We start from the raw sequence: 12888 nt of genomic DNA, 5'->3' as shown, positions 1-12888 counted from the left end.
CCTGTTCCCTTGTTGTTGTTACTAAAAAGCTCTCATGCAACCGGTTGCGTGTCAAGCATCGGATGGGTCTTGAACGTGAAGCCGATCACGCCGTATTTCTCCTCAATCGCCGGTCGCAAGGGCGATGGCGCAAGCGGCAAGCGCTTCTGCCGAGCCCGGCGCGAATGTCATTGGCAGTCCATAATAGCGGTGTGCCTCGTCCACCTCGTAGCCGCCGTGGCGAAACTCGCTGGCAGGCGGTATGTAACCGGGATTGTCATCGGCAAAGCCGACAACGAAGGCCGGCCTTTCAGCGCCGATCGCTGCGCCGATCGATAGCGCCGTTTCAGCAAATATCTCGCCGGGCAATGCGACAAACAGCACGCCGCCCCAGTCCAACACTGTGACACGAGCCAAAAGGGGGGCAGGCGTGAGCGGCGCAATGTCTTTTGCCCAATCGGCCCAATAGCTGAGCAGGCTTCTGCGGGCGGGATCGGCAGTCACGATTTCGTCGCGCCAGCGCTTTTCGAGAACGTCCGGCTCTTCCTTTTCGCGACGCTCGAAGGCGAGCTCGACCGTGCCGTTACGCGCGACCGTCCGGGCCAAAACCGGAATCTCGCTGGCGGAGAGTGCAGCTTCAGCAACCTTGCGGCCGATCCTTTCGGCAGCTTCGTAAGTCCTGTCCGGATTGGCGGAAAGCGTAATTGATGCGTGTGCCGAGTGACCGGTATTGGCATCGCCGGCACAGCCCGTCATGAACAGCGCGATTGCGCCGGGATAGGCCTCCTCCAAAGCTGCCCGCACGAAATGCGGATAGTCGGCGGTCCAGAGCAGATTATCGGCGGCAAGCACGACCGGATGGCAGGCATAGGCCGTCACCACTGCGATCATATTGCCGTCCTCATCCCGAATGCGCAGCAATGGTAGGGAAGCGTCCACGGGTCCGCCGGGATGGCGCCTGTTTCGTGCTATCCCCGGGTCGCTTCCCTGACCTGCCGTGATCATTGCCGGACGGCGTGCGGCCGCGGCCATGTCGATCGCTGCGACACAGGCATCCTCCAGCCGCTCCAGATAGGCCGGATCGGCGGCAAGGCTCAACCTTCCGGCCATCGAGACAGGGCCGCCGTGGTTATGAAGGGCCGCGACCACCACATTTTCCGCGGGCAGCAGGCAACGTTCGCGGATGCGGGCGCTCATTGCGGCGTCTATCCCGATGACGTCGGCCACGACGACAGCCGTATCGCCGATCACCACGGCGCGTGCCGTCAATGCGCCATGCGCGCCCGTGGCTGGCAGGCTGCGGGCTGCGAAGCCGGACATCGATAGGCCCGGTGTCGGTGTGATATCGACGATTGCGGCGCCGGCCTGGATCATCGGCAGAACGCCTTTTCGCCACGCACCCAGGTCTCATGTATATGGATCGCGCGGTCGCCCTTGGACCAATCGAAGCGAATGAGATCGGCGCGCGCGCCGACTTCCAGCCGCCCGCGTCCGCCGACGAAGCGGCCGGGGTTTTCGGTCGCCAACAAAAGCGCATCGGCAAGCGGTATGCCCGCCATTTCGGCAGCAATCGCCACATTGGCGGATAGCGGCAGGCTGGCGCCGGCGAGATACGGCGTGCCAGCGACGCTGATACGGCCTTCCGGCGAAACCTCGACACTGCCGCCGACCGGCTGTTCGTAAAGTCCGGCCGACATACCGGCAAGCGCCACCATGTCGGAAACGAGGATTGTCCGCTCCATGCCCTTGGCGCGCAACATCGCCCTGAATGTATCGGCCGGCAGATGCCAACCATCGGCGATGAAACTCGCCGTCAGCCGGTCGTCGGCAAGTTGCGCCCAGATAAAATTCGGATGGCGCGGCAGCATGGCCGCGGCGCCATTGCCGAGATGGGTGGAGAGCCTTGCTCCGGCTTCTGTGGCGGCATGGATTTCATCCGGCGTCGCGGCCGTATGACCGATTGCGACAAAGACACCTTGTTCGCTGAGTGTCCGGATGTAGTCGATGCTGCCGTCGTGCTCCGGTGCGAGCGTCACCATCTTGACGAGGCTTCCGGAGGCCTTTTGCCAGCGTTCGAATTCGGCAACCGATGGCGGACGGACATCTGTGAGCGGGTGCGCGCCACGCGGACCGTCCTTATTGGAGATCGACGGGCCTTCCAGATGCACGCCCGGCACCATCTCAGCGATCAACGGATATGTGGCACGGCTCTCCGCAATCGCCTCAAGCGCCTGGAGGATCGAGGCTTCCGAAGCGGTGATGATAGTCGGCAACCACGTGGCGACGCCGACGCTCAACAGCTCCTTGCAGAGCGAGAGCAAGATCTCCGGCGTCACCTTGCCCGCATTCAAATCGAGGCCGCGGAAACCGTTGACCTGCAGGTCGATCAGACCGGCGGAGAGATAGGTATTGCCCGCACTCTCTGTCGGGCGAATGGCGGCAATCGTCCCGTCGGCGATCTCGATCGAGATGCCTTTGCCGGTGCGGGGATCGATGCCGTCGATGCTGATCATCAGAGTGCTTTCACCCGTCCCTGGAAATTGGCAATGAAACGGCCGTTCGCCTCGTCGCCGCCCGGCGCGTTGCCGCTGCGCCAGACTGGCGGCTCCACGCCACGCTCGACAAGCTTGGCGACGGTGCGGATGACCAGGCAGTTCAGCGTGAACGCATTGGCGAAGGTGGAAATCGCCGCGATGTTCTCCCCCATGCCCGGCACGGAGACAACCGCATCGCCGATCGGTACTTTGCAGTCGATGGCGATATCGACGATGTCGTGCAGGTTTTGCTTGGTCGGGTGGCGAGCCGGATGGTCCGGCGAGGTATTGGCCGCGTGCTGGCGCGAACTGATGCCGATCAGGAAGACACCGCGACGTTTTGCTTCCAGAGCCGCATCGATCAGCGCGGCGTTGATGCCATAGGCATTGACCAGGATGAGCAGGTCGGTTTCGCCGAGCCGCTGATTTGATATCACCACCTTGCCGTAACCCGGCGTGCGCTCGATCGCCATAGAACGCAGCGCGCCGTTGGACAGAAGCGTGCCTTCGTCGAGAATGGCGCTGATATGCATCAGCCCGCCGGCACGGAAGAAGACTTCCTGAGAGGCAAGGTTGGAATGACCGCCGGGACCGTAGATATGCACCAGTCGGTCGGCGGCCACCTGATCAGCAAGCCTGGACGCGGCCTGGTCAAGCGGTGCCTTTTCTTCCTCCAGAACCCGGCGCATCAGGGTTTGCGTCGAGGCGAGATAACCTTCGCAGAGCGCGTCTGCATCGATGATTTTGGTCTCGGGTACAGGGATCTCAGGCATCGGGATCGGAGTCCTTGTCGATATAGAGGGTGCAGGCCTCGTGATTGCGCAGAATGCTGGCGGGGCAATCGATGCTGAGCGGCCCATAAAGCGTATTATGAACGGCATCACGCTTGATCGCGCCCGGAACGACGCAGAAAAGACGATCGGCACGCATCAATCGAGGGACGGTCAGCGTTACCGCGTGATGAGGCACCGAAGCCAGATCCGGGAAGCAGTCGTCATCGACCTGCTGCTGCCGGCAGATATCATCCAGTTCGACGATTTTCACGTCCAGCGGATCGCTGAAGTCCGCGACCGGTGGGTCGTTGAAGGCGATGTGCCCGTTCACGCCGATGCCAAGGCAGATAAAATCGATCGGCGCCTCGTTCATGAGTGCCGCATAACGAGCGACTTCGGCTTCGGCATCCGGCTCCGGCGTCATGCGATGCACGGCTGCGAACGGCAGTTTTTTAAAGACATGCGCATCGAGCCAGTTCGCAAACCGCGCAGGCGACGCGGCGTCGAGACCGATATATTCATCCATATGAAAGGCAGTGACCCGGCTCCAATCGAGACCTGGCATGGCAGCGAGTGCTGCCAGCATATCTGCCTGGCTCGGAGCCGCTGCAAAGACCATGCGAACGTGAGGCCGTGTCGCCAGTCGCTCTGCGAGAGCCGCTGCGACATCTGCTGCCGCTGCCGCCCCCATTTCAGCCCGCGAGGCAAAGCTTTCGACGACGAGCCGGTCAAAAGTCCGCCGGGTATTCGGCGAAGGGCGAAGAGGGGTGGCAAGGCTCATGTGGTCTCCATGTCCGGGGGACTTTCCCATACGGAAACCCTTGGCGCAGAACCATATTGCATGGCCGCATCCGTTGCAGTTCCCCGTGTTCTTGTTAACGAAAGACTTTCATGCAACCGGTTGCATGTCAAGCGGACGAATGCCAGTTTGTGCTTCGATTGATGAGGCGGCGGACTTCATGATAAGCGAAGCCAAGAACCGAGAGTTTTCTGACATCATGATCAAGCGTGCCAAGGGCGTTACCATCAGCCAGGTCGCGGATGCGGCCGGCGTGGCGCGTTCCAGCGTCTCGCGTGCGTTCACCCGTCCCGATATGCTGTTGCCGGAGACTGTCGAACGGATCATGAAGGTTGCGGAAGCGCTGGGCTACGTTCCCAATTATACCGCCCGCGCGCTGAGTACCGGCCGCCATGGCAATATCGGGCTCATCGTGCCCGATATTGCCAACCCGTTCTTCCCACCTCTTATCCAGGCTGCCCAGCTTGAAGCGGATCGTTCGGACTTTTGCATCTTCCTTGGAAACACAGAGGAAAATCCGAAACAGGAGGATAAGCTTGTCGGTCGTTTCGCCGGTCAGGTTGAAGGTCTGGTTCTCGCCTCATCCCGCCTTTCCGACGAGCGTATCCGTGCCCATGCCGGGCAAATGCCATTGATCCTGATCAACCGCGATATCGATGGCATTCCCCGTGTGCTGATCGATAGCGGATCCGGTGTGCGGCAAGCGGTCGAGCATCTTGCCAAGCTCGGCCACCGTAAAATTGTCTATATCAGCGGTCCTTCGAATTCCTGGTCGAACAAGCAGCGGCGGACCGCGATACGCAGTGCCGCTGCCGGGTTCGAGGTGACTGTCGAAACGGTGCCTGCGGTGACGGCGAGCTACAATTCCGGTCGAACTGCCGTTGGTGCGATCCTTGCAACGGGCGCAACGGCTGCGGTTGCTTTCGACGATCTGACAGCACAGGGCGTGCTAGCGGGCCTCGCGGAGAAAAATGTCTCCGTACCTGGCGCCTTCAGTCTGGTTGGCTGCGACGATGTTCTCGGTGCGGTGACCTATCCCGCACTGACATCCGTGTCCAACCGCTCAACGGAAGCCGGCCGGGTCGCTGTTTCCTTGTTGCTTGAGATGATGCAGTCGCGGGCGGTACGGGATGTCCGTTACGTGCTTGAAACGCATCTCGTGGTGCGTCAGTCCACCGGCCATTCGTGAACCTCGTGGGTGGGCCAGTTCGGAGAATAACAGCATTCAGATGCGGCCATCTTCCAGCTGAAACGCCAGCACCTATAGTGCAGGTTTGCGTAAGCGTTCGGCCAAACGTGAGACGGCGTGAGTCCGTCGCTTTCCTGTTGAAGCATCCGGTTACCCGACCCATTTGAGGGCCATGGCAAAAAAAGCGATGAGCAGTATTGAGCTTCTGAAGACTTGGATCCTCCCGCCCGAAGCTACGCTCGGGTCATCCGTGCGGGCAAAGCGCATATTGCTTGAGATTCGCGCCAGGCTACCGATAGACTCCAGGAAATCGCTTGAACTCGATGCAGTTGAATTGACTTTGGCTATGCCTGCCGAAGAGAAAGCCGAGTTTAAAGCAGCGTCCGCGATCGTCACAATCGTCCTTCAGGACATTGAACGCTTGCCGATCATACCGCACGAAATCGAAGACATTCTGTCGATCAAGGCAAGCGAGCGCCACCGTTGGTTGGGCGATGGTCGCCTTCCGAGCGCGGGGACGCGGACCGTCAACCTTCGAGGGCGCGCCAAGAAGATCACGTTTCACGTCTACGATCCCAAGGTAGTCGTCGACCTACTCGATCGAGGTTCCGCAGACTTATGGCGGGAAGAGGATGCAGCAACAAAGGTGGAGAACCGAAGGCGGGCAGCTCACAAGGCAAAGCTGGCTCGATCATTGAAACAGGCGAGTACCGTCAAACCTGAGCGGACTGCTGACGCCGCCACGAAATTGCGCGGCTGGGACGATTTCGACATCGATGGTCTGCTCAGATAGGAGCGCCCCAAACTGCCTTCTGCGTATTGTGCTGACGCGGCTCGCGCGGTGACGGGTCTCAAGCTAGACGACAAGGGTGTCTGGCAGGCAACCGACACGAAGGACGGTAAACAGGTTGCCACCTCACCCATTACCAAGGCAACACTGTCGCCAAATAAGCAGCATCTCCGCTCCTTTTCCGCGAATGTGCAACAGCTACCGATGTCACCAAAATCCTGGTTGAAATCGAAGATTCAAGGCACAAAGCGGCGCAAATAGGAGAAGTAAACTCTTCAAACCGTTGAGCTAAGGCCGCCACCCTTTCAAGCGGCGGCCTTTAGCGGATATCAGCCTTTACTTCGCAGCCTCTTCAATCAGGTTCGCGACGGCCTGGGGCTGGGAGACCATGACGACATGGGATGCCCCCTCGACCACGACCGTGTGTTTAGAGCCTGCTCGTTCGGCCATGAAGCCCAGCGCCTGTGCGGGGATGTTCTTATCGCCGTCGCCGTAGATGAAGTAGGAGGGCAGCGTCTTCCAGGCCGGAGCGCCCGCCTTTTCCGTCAAGGCTGCCTCTGTGATAGGACGCTGGCCGGCGGCCATCAACGCGGCATCATCGACCGACACGTCGTGCGCAAACTGGTCGTGAAACTTCGCCTGGTCGATGGAGAGATCGACACCGCCATTTGCCAGCTTGACCGGCGCAGCGAGCGCCTGACCGAGTGTGCCGCCCGGGAACTTGCCGGCGAGATCGGCGGCGGCTTCGCCAGCTTCCGGAGCAAAGGCTGCAACATAGACAAGCGACTTGATATGGTCCTTGCCATTGGTGACAGCCGAGATCACCTGACCACCATAGGAATGGCCGACCAGAACGACCGGTCCTTTGATGCTGGAGACGATGTCGGAGACATAGGCCGCATCGCCGGCAACGCTGCGGAGCGGATTGGCAGCGGCGACGACGGTGTAGCCGTCCTTCTGCAGGATCTTCGTGACGCCATTCCAGCTGGAGGAATCGGCAAAGGCGCCATGGACGAGGACGACGGTGGGCTTTGCGGGCTGGGCAATTGCAGTGCCGGACAGCAGAGCGGCGGCAAAGGCGACGGCGGTAGCAAACTTGAGCATTTCAATATCCTCTCGTGGTTGGGTTGGCAGGCGCCAATCATTTGTTGGCGATTAATTTGTACACAACACATATGAGCGTGAGATCACATTGTCAACCGCTTGCAAATAGATCGCGCACAAATTATTTTAAGGAGGAAGGAGATTGTGATGAAGAAGCCAGACGATAATTTCGGAGTCGACGGAATGCTCTGCTTTTCCCTCTATTCCGCGAGCCATGCATTCACCCAGCTTTACCGACCCCTGCTTGACAAGCTCGGCCTCACCTACCCGCAATATCTGGTCATGGTGTCGCTCTGGAACCGCGATGGTCAAAACGTCAAGGAACTGGGGAAGACACTCTTTCTGGATTCCAGCACGCTGACACCTTTGCTCAAGCGACTGAACGCTGCCGAGCTGATCACCAGAACACGCAACCCGCAGGACGAACGCGAGGTGCTTCTGCATTTGACGGAAAAAGGCCGCGCCCTCCAAAAACAGGCGGGCGACGTCATGCAATGTATCGGCGAAGCGGCTGCGCTGGATGCAAAGACCCTCGACAACCTGAGATCAACAATCGACAGCTTGCGCGGCAGGCTTCATGTCGCTGCACGTAGTGAGATGTAATTCGGCACTGAAGTTTGCCCCCTTTAGGCGTTGAAGGGCAACTCCCGGGCCTGCTCATGCTGACATCATATTTTGTCGCCGTATTTACTGAACGACTTCTCGGGCTGCGACGGCGTTGCATCGACCGGCACCGCCTTGTTGCGGTAGCGAGCGCGCAACAGCACGTAGAAGACTGGCGTCAGGAACAAGCCGAAGATCGTCACACCCAGCATGCCTGAGAAGACGGCCGTACCGAGCGACTGGCGCATTTCCGCGCCGGGGCCGGTCGCGATCATCAGCGGCACGACGCCGAAAATAAACGCGAAGGCGGTCATTAGGATCGGCCGCAGACGCAGGTGGCTGGCCTCGATGGCAGCCTCGATCGCCGTCTTGCCTTCCTCCTCCGCCTGTCTGGCGAACTCGACGATCAGGATGGCGTTCTTGGCCGCCAGGCCGATCAGCACGATCAGGCCGATCTGCGTCAGGATATTGTTGTCCATTCCACGCAGATGCACTCCGGTGAGCGCGGCGAGGATGGCGAGCGGGACGATCAGGATGATCGCCAGCGGCAGCACCCAGCTTTCATACTGGGCCGAAAGCGCGAGGAACACGAAGATCACCGAGAGCGCAAAGATATAGATCGCCGTGTTGCCGGTGTTCTTTTCCTGGAAAGCGAGTTCGGTCCATTCGAAGGTGGTGCCCGCGGGAAGGATGCTCTTGGCCACACCCTCCATGGTGTTGAGGGCACTGCCGGTCGAGACGCCGGGGGCGGCATTGCCCTGCAGCGGCACCGAGACATACATATTATAATGCTGGACGAGCGAGGGGCCTGACGTGTCCTTGATCTCGACCAGCGTGCCGAGCGGCACCAGTGCCCCGGTCGCAGAGCGAACCTTCAGAGCCAGAATGTTGTCACGCTCGACGCGGTATTGCTGATCAGCCTGCGCGCGGACCTGATAGACGCGGCCGAAGGCGTTGAAGTCGTTGACGTAGGACGTACCGAGGTTGATCGATAGTGTATCGAAGATATTGGGGATCGGTACGTTGAGGGCGCGCGCCTTGTCGCGGTCGATCTCCAGGAAATATTGTGGGCTGGAGGCTGAAAAGGTCGTGAAGACACCGGTAAGTCCTGCTGTCTGGTTGGCCTTGCCCATGATCTGGTAGGCGGCACCAAGAACCCGGCGCATGTCCGAGCCCTCACGGTCCACCAGCTGCATTTTAAAGCCGCCGGCATTGCCGATGCCTGAGATCGGCGGCGGCGGGATGGCGATGATGAAGGCCTCCTGGATGCTCTGCAGGCCGCCATAGAGCTGGCCAATGATCTGGCCTGCATTCTGGTGATGCTCCAGGCGGTTCTCGAATGTGTCGAATGCGGCGAAGACCACGCCGGCATTCGAGGCATTAGTGAAGGTCGCGCCGCTAAAGCCGGAGAAGGCAACGGCGTTCTTGACACCAGGCGTGTTGCGGATGATCTCGGAGGCACGCTGCACGACGGCATCGGTGCGGGCAAGTGAGGCACCGTCAGGCAGCTGCACAACGACGATCGCATAGCCCTGATCCAGGACCGGCACGAAGCCGCGCGGCACGATATTGCCCATGTAATAAGTGAGGCCCAGCAATCCGGCGAAGATGAAGAGGGCGACACCTATCGCAGTCCAGGTGCGGACCAGGCGGCTGACCACCCAGGAATAGCCGGCGCTCATCTTGTCGAAGCCACGGTTAAAGCCGTTGGCGAGCGCATTGCCGACACGCGAGACAGGGTTTCTAGGCCTGTGATGTGCGTCATGCGGTTTCAGCACGATGGCAGCAAGCGCCGGCGACAGGGTCAGCGAGTTCAAGGCCGAGATTGCCGTTGCCACCGAGATGGTGACGGCGAATTGCCGGTAGAACTGGCCGGAAATGCCCGGAATGAAGGCTGTCGGCACGAAGACGGCGATCAGCACCAGCGAGATGGCAAGGACGGCGGTTCCGACTTCGTCCATCGTCACATGCGCCGCCTCGCGCGGGCTCATGCCTCTGGCGAGGTTTCGCTCGACGTTCTCAACCACGACAATCGCGTCGTCGACCACGATGCCGATCGCCAGCACCAGGCCGAATAGCGTCAGCATATTGAGTGAGAAGCCGAAGGCGAGCAGGAAGGCGAAGGTGCCGATCAGCGAGACCGGAATGGCAACGATCGGGATGATCGCGGTACGCCAGGACTGCAGGAAGATCAACACGACGAGGGCAACCAGGATCGCTGCTTCGGCAATCGTCTTGTAAACCTCGTTGATCGATTCCGCGATGAACTCCGTCGGATTGTAGACGATGTCGTAGGAGAGGCCGTCCGGGAAATCCTGCTTGGCGGTCTCCATCGCCTGTTTGATCGAGGCCGCCGCCGCCAGCGCATTGGTGCCGGGGCGGGAGAAGATGCCGAGCGCGACGGCAGGCTTGCCGTTCAGGTAGCTGTTGGTGACGTAGTCTTTGGCGCCGAGCTCGATGCGGGCAATATCCTGCAGCTGCACGAGGCGCCCGCTGTCCGTCGCCTTGACGATGACGTAGCGGAACTGACGGGCATCGGAGAAACGGCCTTCGGTCGTGACCGTATATTGGAAGGCATTGGTGCCCGAGGTTGGCGGCCCGCCGATCGAGCCGCCGGAAACCTGAACGTTTTGATCGCGTAGCGCCTGGACGACATCGCTTGACGTCATGCCGTAGGCCGAGAGCTTTTCCGGATCGAGCCAGATGCGCAGCGAATATTCGCGTTCGCCGAAGATAATGACGTCGCCGACGCCATCAAGACGCACCAGCGTATCGCGGATGCGGCTGCGGGCGTAATTGGAGACGTAGAGCTGGTCGTAACGCGAATTCGGCGACAGGAGGTGCACGACCATCATCAGGTCGGGCGAGCTCTTCGCCGTAGTAATGCCGATACGGCGCACTTCCTCGGGAAGCCGCGGTTCGGCGATTGCCACGCGGTTCTGGACGAGGACCTGCGCCTTGTCGAGGTCGGTGCCGAGCTTGAAGGTGATGGTCAGCGCCATCGAGCCGTCGGCGGTTGAGTAAGAAGACATGTAGAGCATGTCTTCGACGCCGTTGATTTCCTGCTCGATCGGCGTCGCCACAGTCGTCGCGATCGTCTCGGCATCGGCGCCCGGATACGCAGTACGCACAACGATTGTCGGCGGGGCGATCTCCGGATATTGCGCGGCGGGAAGCTGGAAATATGCGAGCCCGCCGACGATGAGCAACACGATGGATAGGACCGATGCGAAGATCGGCCGGTCTACAAAGAAATGAGCGAACCTCATTGCGCCATCTCCAAGCCAGCGGCCTCCGGCGCTATATCTTCACGGCTTTGAGGCAGCTCGGTTATCTGCGGCGAGATCTTCGAGCCCGGGCGGGCGCGCATCAGGCCGTTGACGACGATCGTTTCAGTGCCGGTCAGGCCTTCGCGGATTGCTCTATAGCCATAAAGCCGCGGTCCGGTTCTCACCGGCTTGGTCGAGACCGTGCCGTCGGCGCCGACGACGTAGACAACGCGCTGGTTCTGGTCGTAGCCGATCGCCTCGTCAGGTACGAGGATTGCCTTGTAGGTATTCGAGGCCTCAACCTGAACGCGGCCAAACAAGCCGGGTTGCAGAATTAGTTCACGATTATCAAAGCGGGCGCGCATGCGAATAGTGCCGGACGCATTGTCGACGCGGTTTTCGGCGAAGTTCAGCCTACCAATGAAGGGTTTCTGCGTCGAATCGGTGATGCGGACACGAACGGGCACGCCACCACCGCCCTGTTGAAGATCGCTGCCGCGCGAGCGCGCTGCGTCTGCGAAGTTCAGAAGGCGGCGCTCGTCGACGTCAAAGTAAAAATCGATCGGATTGAGCGAAACGATGGTCGTCAGCACCGACTGGTCAGCCTGAACGAGGTTACCTGCCGAAAGTAGGCGACGATCAATGCGGCCGCTGATCGGCGCAGTGACCCTCGTATATTCGAGGTCAAGGGCGGCGCGATCCGCACCCGCCTGCGCGCCTCGAACGCTGGCCTGCGCCGAGACCCACTCTCGGCGGCGGTCATCGAGGGTTGACACCGACTGGCTGCCGTTATTAGCCAAGGCTTCGGCACGCTTGAACTGCGCCTCCGCATACCCCAGGGTAGCCTTTGCAACCTCAAGAGCGGCAGTCGCCTCGTTGACGGCAGTCACGAAGGGACGCTGATCGACGACAAACAGCAAGTCGCCCTGCTTGACCATCGCACCATCGGTGAAATGCACTTCCTGCAGATAGCCGCCGACCCGCGCGCGGACGGAAACTGCGTCGACCGCTTCGAAGCGGCCGATGAACTCGTCATTATCGACGACGTCGCGGACAATGGGCTTTGCAACGGTAACGGGAGGCGGGGCCGCCGCCTGCTGAGCCTTGGCGGCGAGCGGCGCGAAAATGAATATGGCGCCGAGCGCAATGGCGGTGCGAAGAGAGTAAGGCATAGCGATCCCCTTCTGGGCAGGCCTGTACGGCGCCCTACTTCATATTGAAATGATGCGTCTCATCCACTTCTTCGAACGCGGTGGGGCGTTCGCAACTTTTGATTCCATGCTTCGCAGCAGGTCGGCGGCCCTCGCCGCGCCAACCCAATAAAGCCGCACTATAATCGTCACGCTGAAAGAATTGCAACGACGATGGAGTACAACAGCGCATGGCCTTGAAAAGCTGCCCCTGTGTCGAGGGCTCGTGTGCGATCGAGACAGGCGCTGCTCTCACTGCACTTATGGATTTCGCACGAATGCTCTTACCGCCCTGCCCGCCTTGGAGGTTGGCTAATTATAGCCACCATGATGCCGTGCTTCGCGGAGCTTGTGCAACTTGGACACTTTAAGACAGGATCCTCACGGGTACGCCGAGGCGCGGGTTCGTTGACCCACTATAGCGATCCTGCAGCATAGGATTGATTATGAGCTTGGGCTGGCAGCCTGACATATCGCGATGTACGAAATAGCGCCGGTTTCTAGGCCGGACTCGCGCACTGTTTCACCCGAAAGCCCTAGCAGGTCGTTATCCAAAAGCGATGTCGTTGCTCTGCGGCAACATTTTTTCCGAAATTCGGCCGCGTCCTAACAGGCGTTGTTCCGTCGCTTAGCCGGATGTGGAAGGTCTAGAATAAAT

The 12888-nt window shown here is 60.2% G+C and carries 10 protein-coding genes and 1 pseudogene; 4 read left to right on the top strand and 7 right to left on the bottom strand.

Features of this window, described 5'->3' with window-relative positions; translation table 11 throughout:
* Window positions 1–102: 102 nt before the first annotated feature.
* The 4 genes from KX729_RS22705 to KX729_RS22690 are packed head-to-tail and all read right to left on the bottom strand — an operon-like array spanning window position 103 to window position 4067.
* Window positions 103–1353, bottom strand: coding sequence for a neutral/alkaline non-lysosomal ceramidase N-terminal domain-containing protein (locus tag KX729_RS22705; RefSeq protein WP_219744769.1), 1251 nt, complete (start codon window positions 1351–1353; stop codon window positions 103–105).
* Window positions 1350–2492 carry an N-acetylglucosamine-6-phosphate deacetylase gene (locus KX729_RS22700; protein ID WP_219744768.1) on the bottom strand — a complete coding sequence of 381 codons (1143 nt, stop codon included), beginning with the start codon at window positions 2490–2492 and terminating at the stop codon, window positions 1350–1352. Before KX729_RS22700 ends, KX729_RS22705 begins: the two co-directional genes overlap by 4 nt.
* Window positions 2492–3286 carry a sugar isomerase domain-containing protein gene (locus KX729_RS22695; RefSeq protein ID WP_219744767.1) on the bottom strand — a complete coding sequence of 265 codons (795 nt, stop codon included), beginning with the start codon at window positions 3284–3286 and terminating at the stop codon, window positions 2492–2494. The genes KX729_RS22700 and KX729_RS22695 overlap by 1 nt, the downstream gene beginning before the upstream one ends.
* Window positions 3279–4067, bottom strand: a complete 789-nt coding sequence (locus tag KX729_RS22690) for a 6-phosphogluconolactonase (protein WP_219744766.1) — start codon at window positions 4065–4067, stop codon at window positions 3279–3281. Before KX729_RS22690 ends, KX729_RS22695 begins: the two co-directional genes overlap by 8 nt.
* A 217-nt stretch (window positions 4068–4284) precedes the next feature.
* Between KX729_RS22690 and KX729_RS22685 the strand changes: the two genes are divergently transcribed.
* The 3 genes and pseudogenes from KX729_RS22685 to KX729_RS33615 all read left to right on the top strand — a co-directional run.
* Window positions 4285–5274: a LacI family DNA-binding transcriptional regulator gene (locus KX729_RS22685; RefSeq protein ID WP_219744898.1), complete on the top strand. Its 990-nt coding sequence runs from the start codon at window positions 4285–4287 to the stop codon at window positions 5272–5274.
* Window positions 5275–5446: 172 nt separating this feature from the next.
* Window positions 5447–6067: a hypothetical protein gene (locus KX729_RS22680; RefSeq protein ID WP_219744765.1), complete on the top strand. Its 621-nt coding sequence runs from the start codon at window positions 5447–5449 to the stop codon at window positions 6065–6067.
* 48 nt (window positions 6068–6115) lie between these two features.
* Window positions 6116–6225 (top strand): annotated as a pseudogene (locus KX729_RS33615) (PepSY domain-containing protein); the annotation flags it as partial.
* A gap of 175 nt (window positions 6226–6400) precedes the next feature.
* On the opposite strand, the gene KX729_RS22675 reads toward KX729_RS33615, so the two are convergent.
* The gene (locus tag KX729_RS22675) at window positions 6401–7168 is read right to left on the bottom strand and encodes an alpha/beta fold hydrolase (RefSeq protein ID WP_219744764.1); all 768 of its coding nucleotides are present in this window, start codon (window positions 7166–7168) and stop codon (window positions 6401–6403) included.
* A gap of 147 nt (window positions 7169–7315) precedes the next feature.
* Here KX729_RS22675 and KX729_RS22670 point away from each other — a divergent pair, with 147 nt between their 5' ends.
* Entirely contained in the window at window positions 7316–7771 is a 456-nt protein-coding gene (locus KX729_RS22670; RefSeq protein ID WP_219744763.1) for a MarR family winged helix-turn-helix transcriptional regulator, read from the top strand.
* A gap of 65 nt (window positions 7772–7836) precedes the next feature.
* On the opposite strand, the gene KX729_RS22665 is transcribed toward KX729_RS22670, so the two are convergent.
* Window positions 7837–11040 carry an efflux RND transporter permease subunit gene (locus KX729_RS22665; protein ID WP_219744762.1) on the bottom strand — a complete coding sequence of 1068 codons (3204 nt, stop codon included), beginning with the start codon at window positions 11038–11040 and terminating at the stop codon, window positions 7837–7839.
* On the bottom strand, window positions 11037–12212 hold the full coding sequence (locus KX729_RS22660; RefSeq protein ID WP_219744761.1) for an efflux RND transporter periplasmic adaptor subunit: 1176 nt from the start codon (window positions 12210–12212) through the stop codon (window positions 11037–11039). Before KX729_RS22660 ends, KX729_RS22665 begins: the two co-directional genes overlap by 4 nt.
* Between the last annotated feature and the right edge of the window lie 676 nt (window positions 12213–12888).

It is taken from the genome of Neorhizobium populisoli, assembly GCF_019430945.1.
In the GTDB taxonomy this organism is placed as follows: Bacteria; Pseudomonadota; Alphaproteobacteria; order Rhizobiales; family Rhizobiaceae; genus Neorhizobium; species Neorhizobium populisoli.
The sequence above is the reverse complement of the archived record's forward strand: the minus strand, read 5'-3'. Positions and strand labels throughout refer to the sequence as shown.

Bases quoted from the DNA above. Each gene is read 5' to 3' on its own strand.
- KX729_RS22705 (WP_219744769.1), bottom strand. From the start codon at position 1,353: ATGATCCAGGCCGGCGCCGCAATCGTCGATATCACACCGACACCGGGC.
- KX729_RS22700 (WP_219744768.1), bottom strand. From the start codon at position 2,492: ATGATCAGCATCGACGGCATCGATCCCCGCACCGGCAAAGGCATCTCG.
- KX729_RS22695 (WP_219744767.1), bottom strand. From the start codon at position 3,286: ATGCCTGAGATCCCTGTACCCGAGACCAAAATCATCGATGCAGACGCG.
- KX729_RS22690 (WP_219744766.1), bottom strand. From the start codon at position 4,067: ATGAGCCTTGCCACCCCTCTTCGCCCTTCGCCGAATACCCGGCGGACT.
- KX729_RS22685 (WP_219744898.1), top strand. From the start codon at position 4,285: ATGATCAAGCGTGCCAAGGGCGTTACCATCAGCCAGGTCGCGGATGCG.
- KX729_RS22680 (WP_219744765.1), top strand. From the start codon at position 5,447: ATGGCAAAAAAAGCGATGAGCAGTATTGAGCTTCTGAAGACTTGGATC.
- KX729_RS22675 (WP_219744764.1), bottom strand. From the start codon at position 7,168: ATGCTCAAGTTTGCTACCGCCGTCGCCTTTGCCGCCGCTCTGCTGTCC.
- KX729_RS22670 (WP_219744763.1), top strand. From the start codon at position 7,316: ATGAAGAAGCCAGACGATAATTTCGGAGTCGACGGAATGCTCTGCTTT.
- KX729_RS22665 (WP_219744762.1), bottom strand. From the start codon at position 11,040: ATGAGGTTCGCTCATTTCTTTGTAGACCGGCCGATCTTCGCATCGGTC.
- KX729_RS22660 (WP_219744761.1), bottom strand. From the start codon at position 12,212: ATGCCTTACTCTCTTCGCACCGCCATTGCGCTCGGCGCCATATTCATT.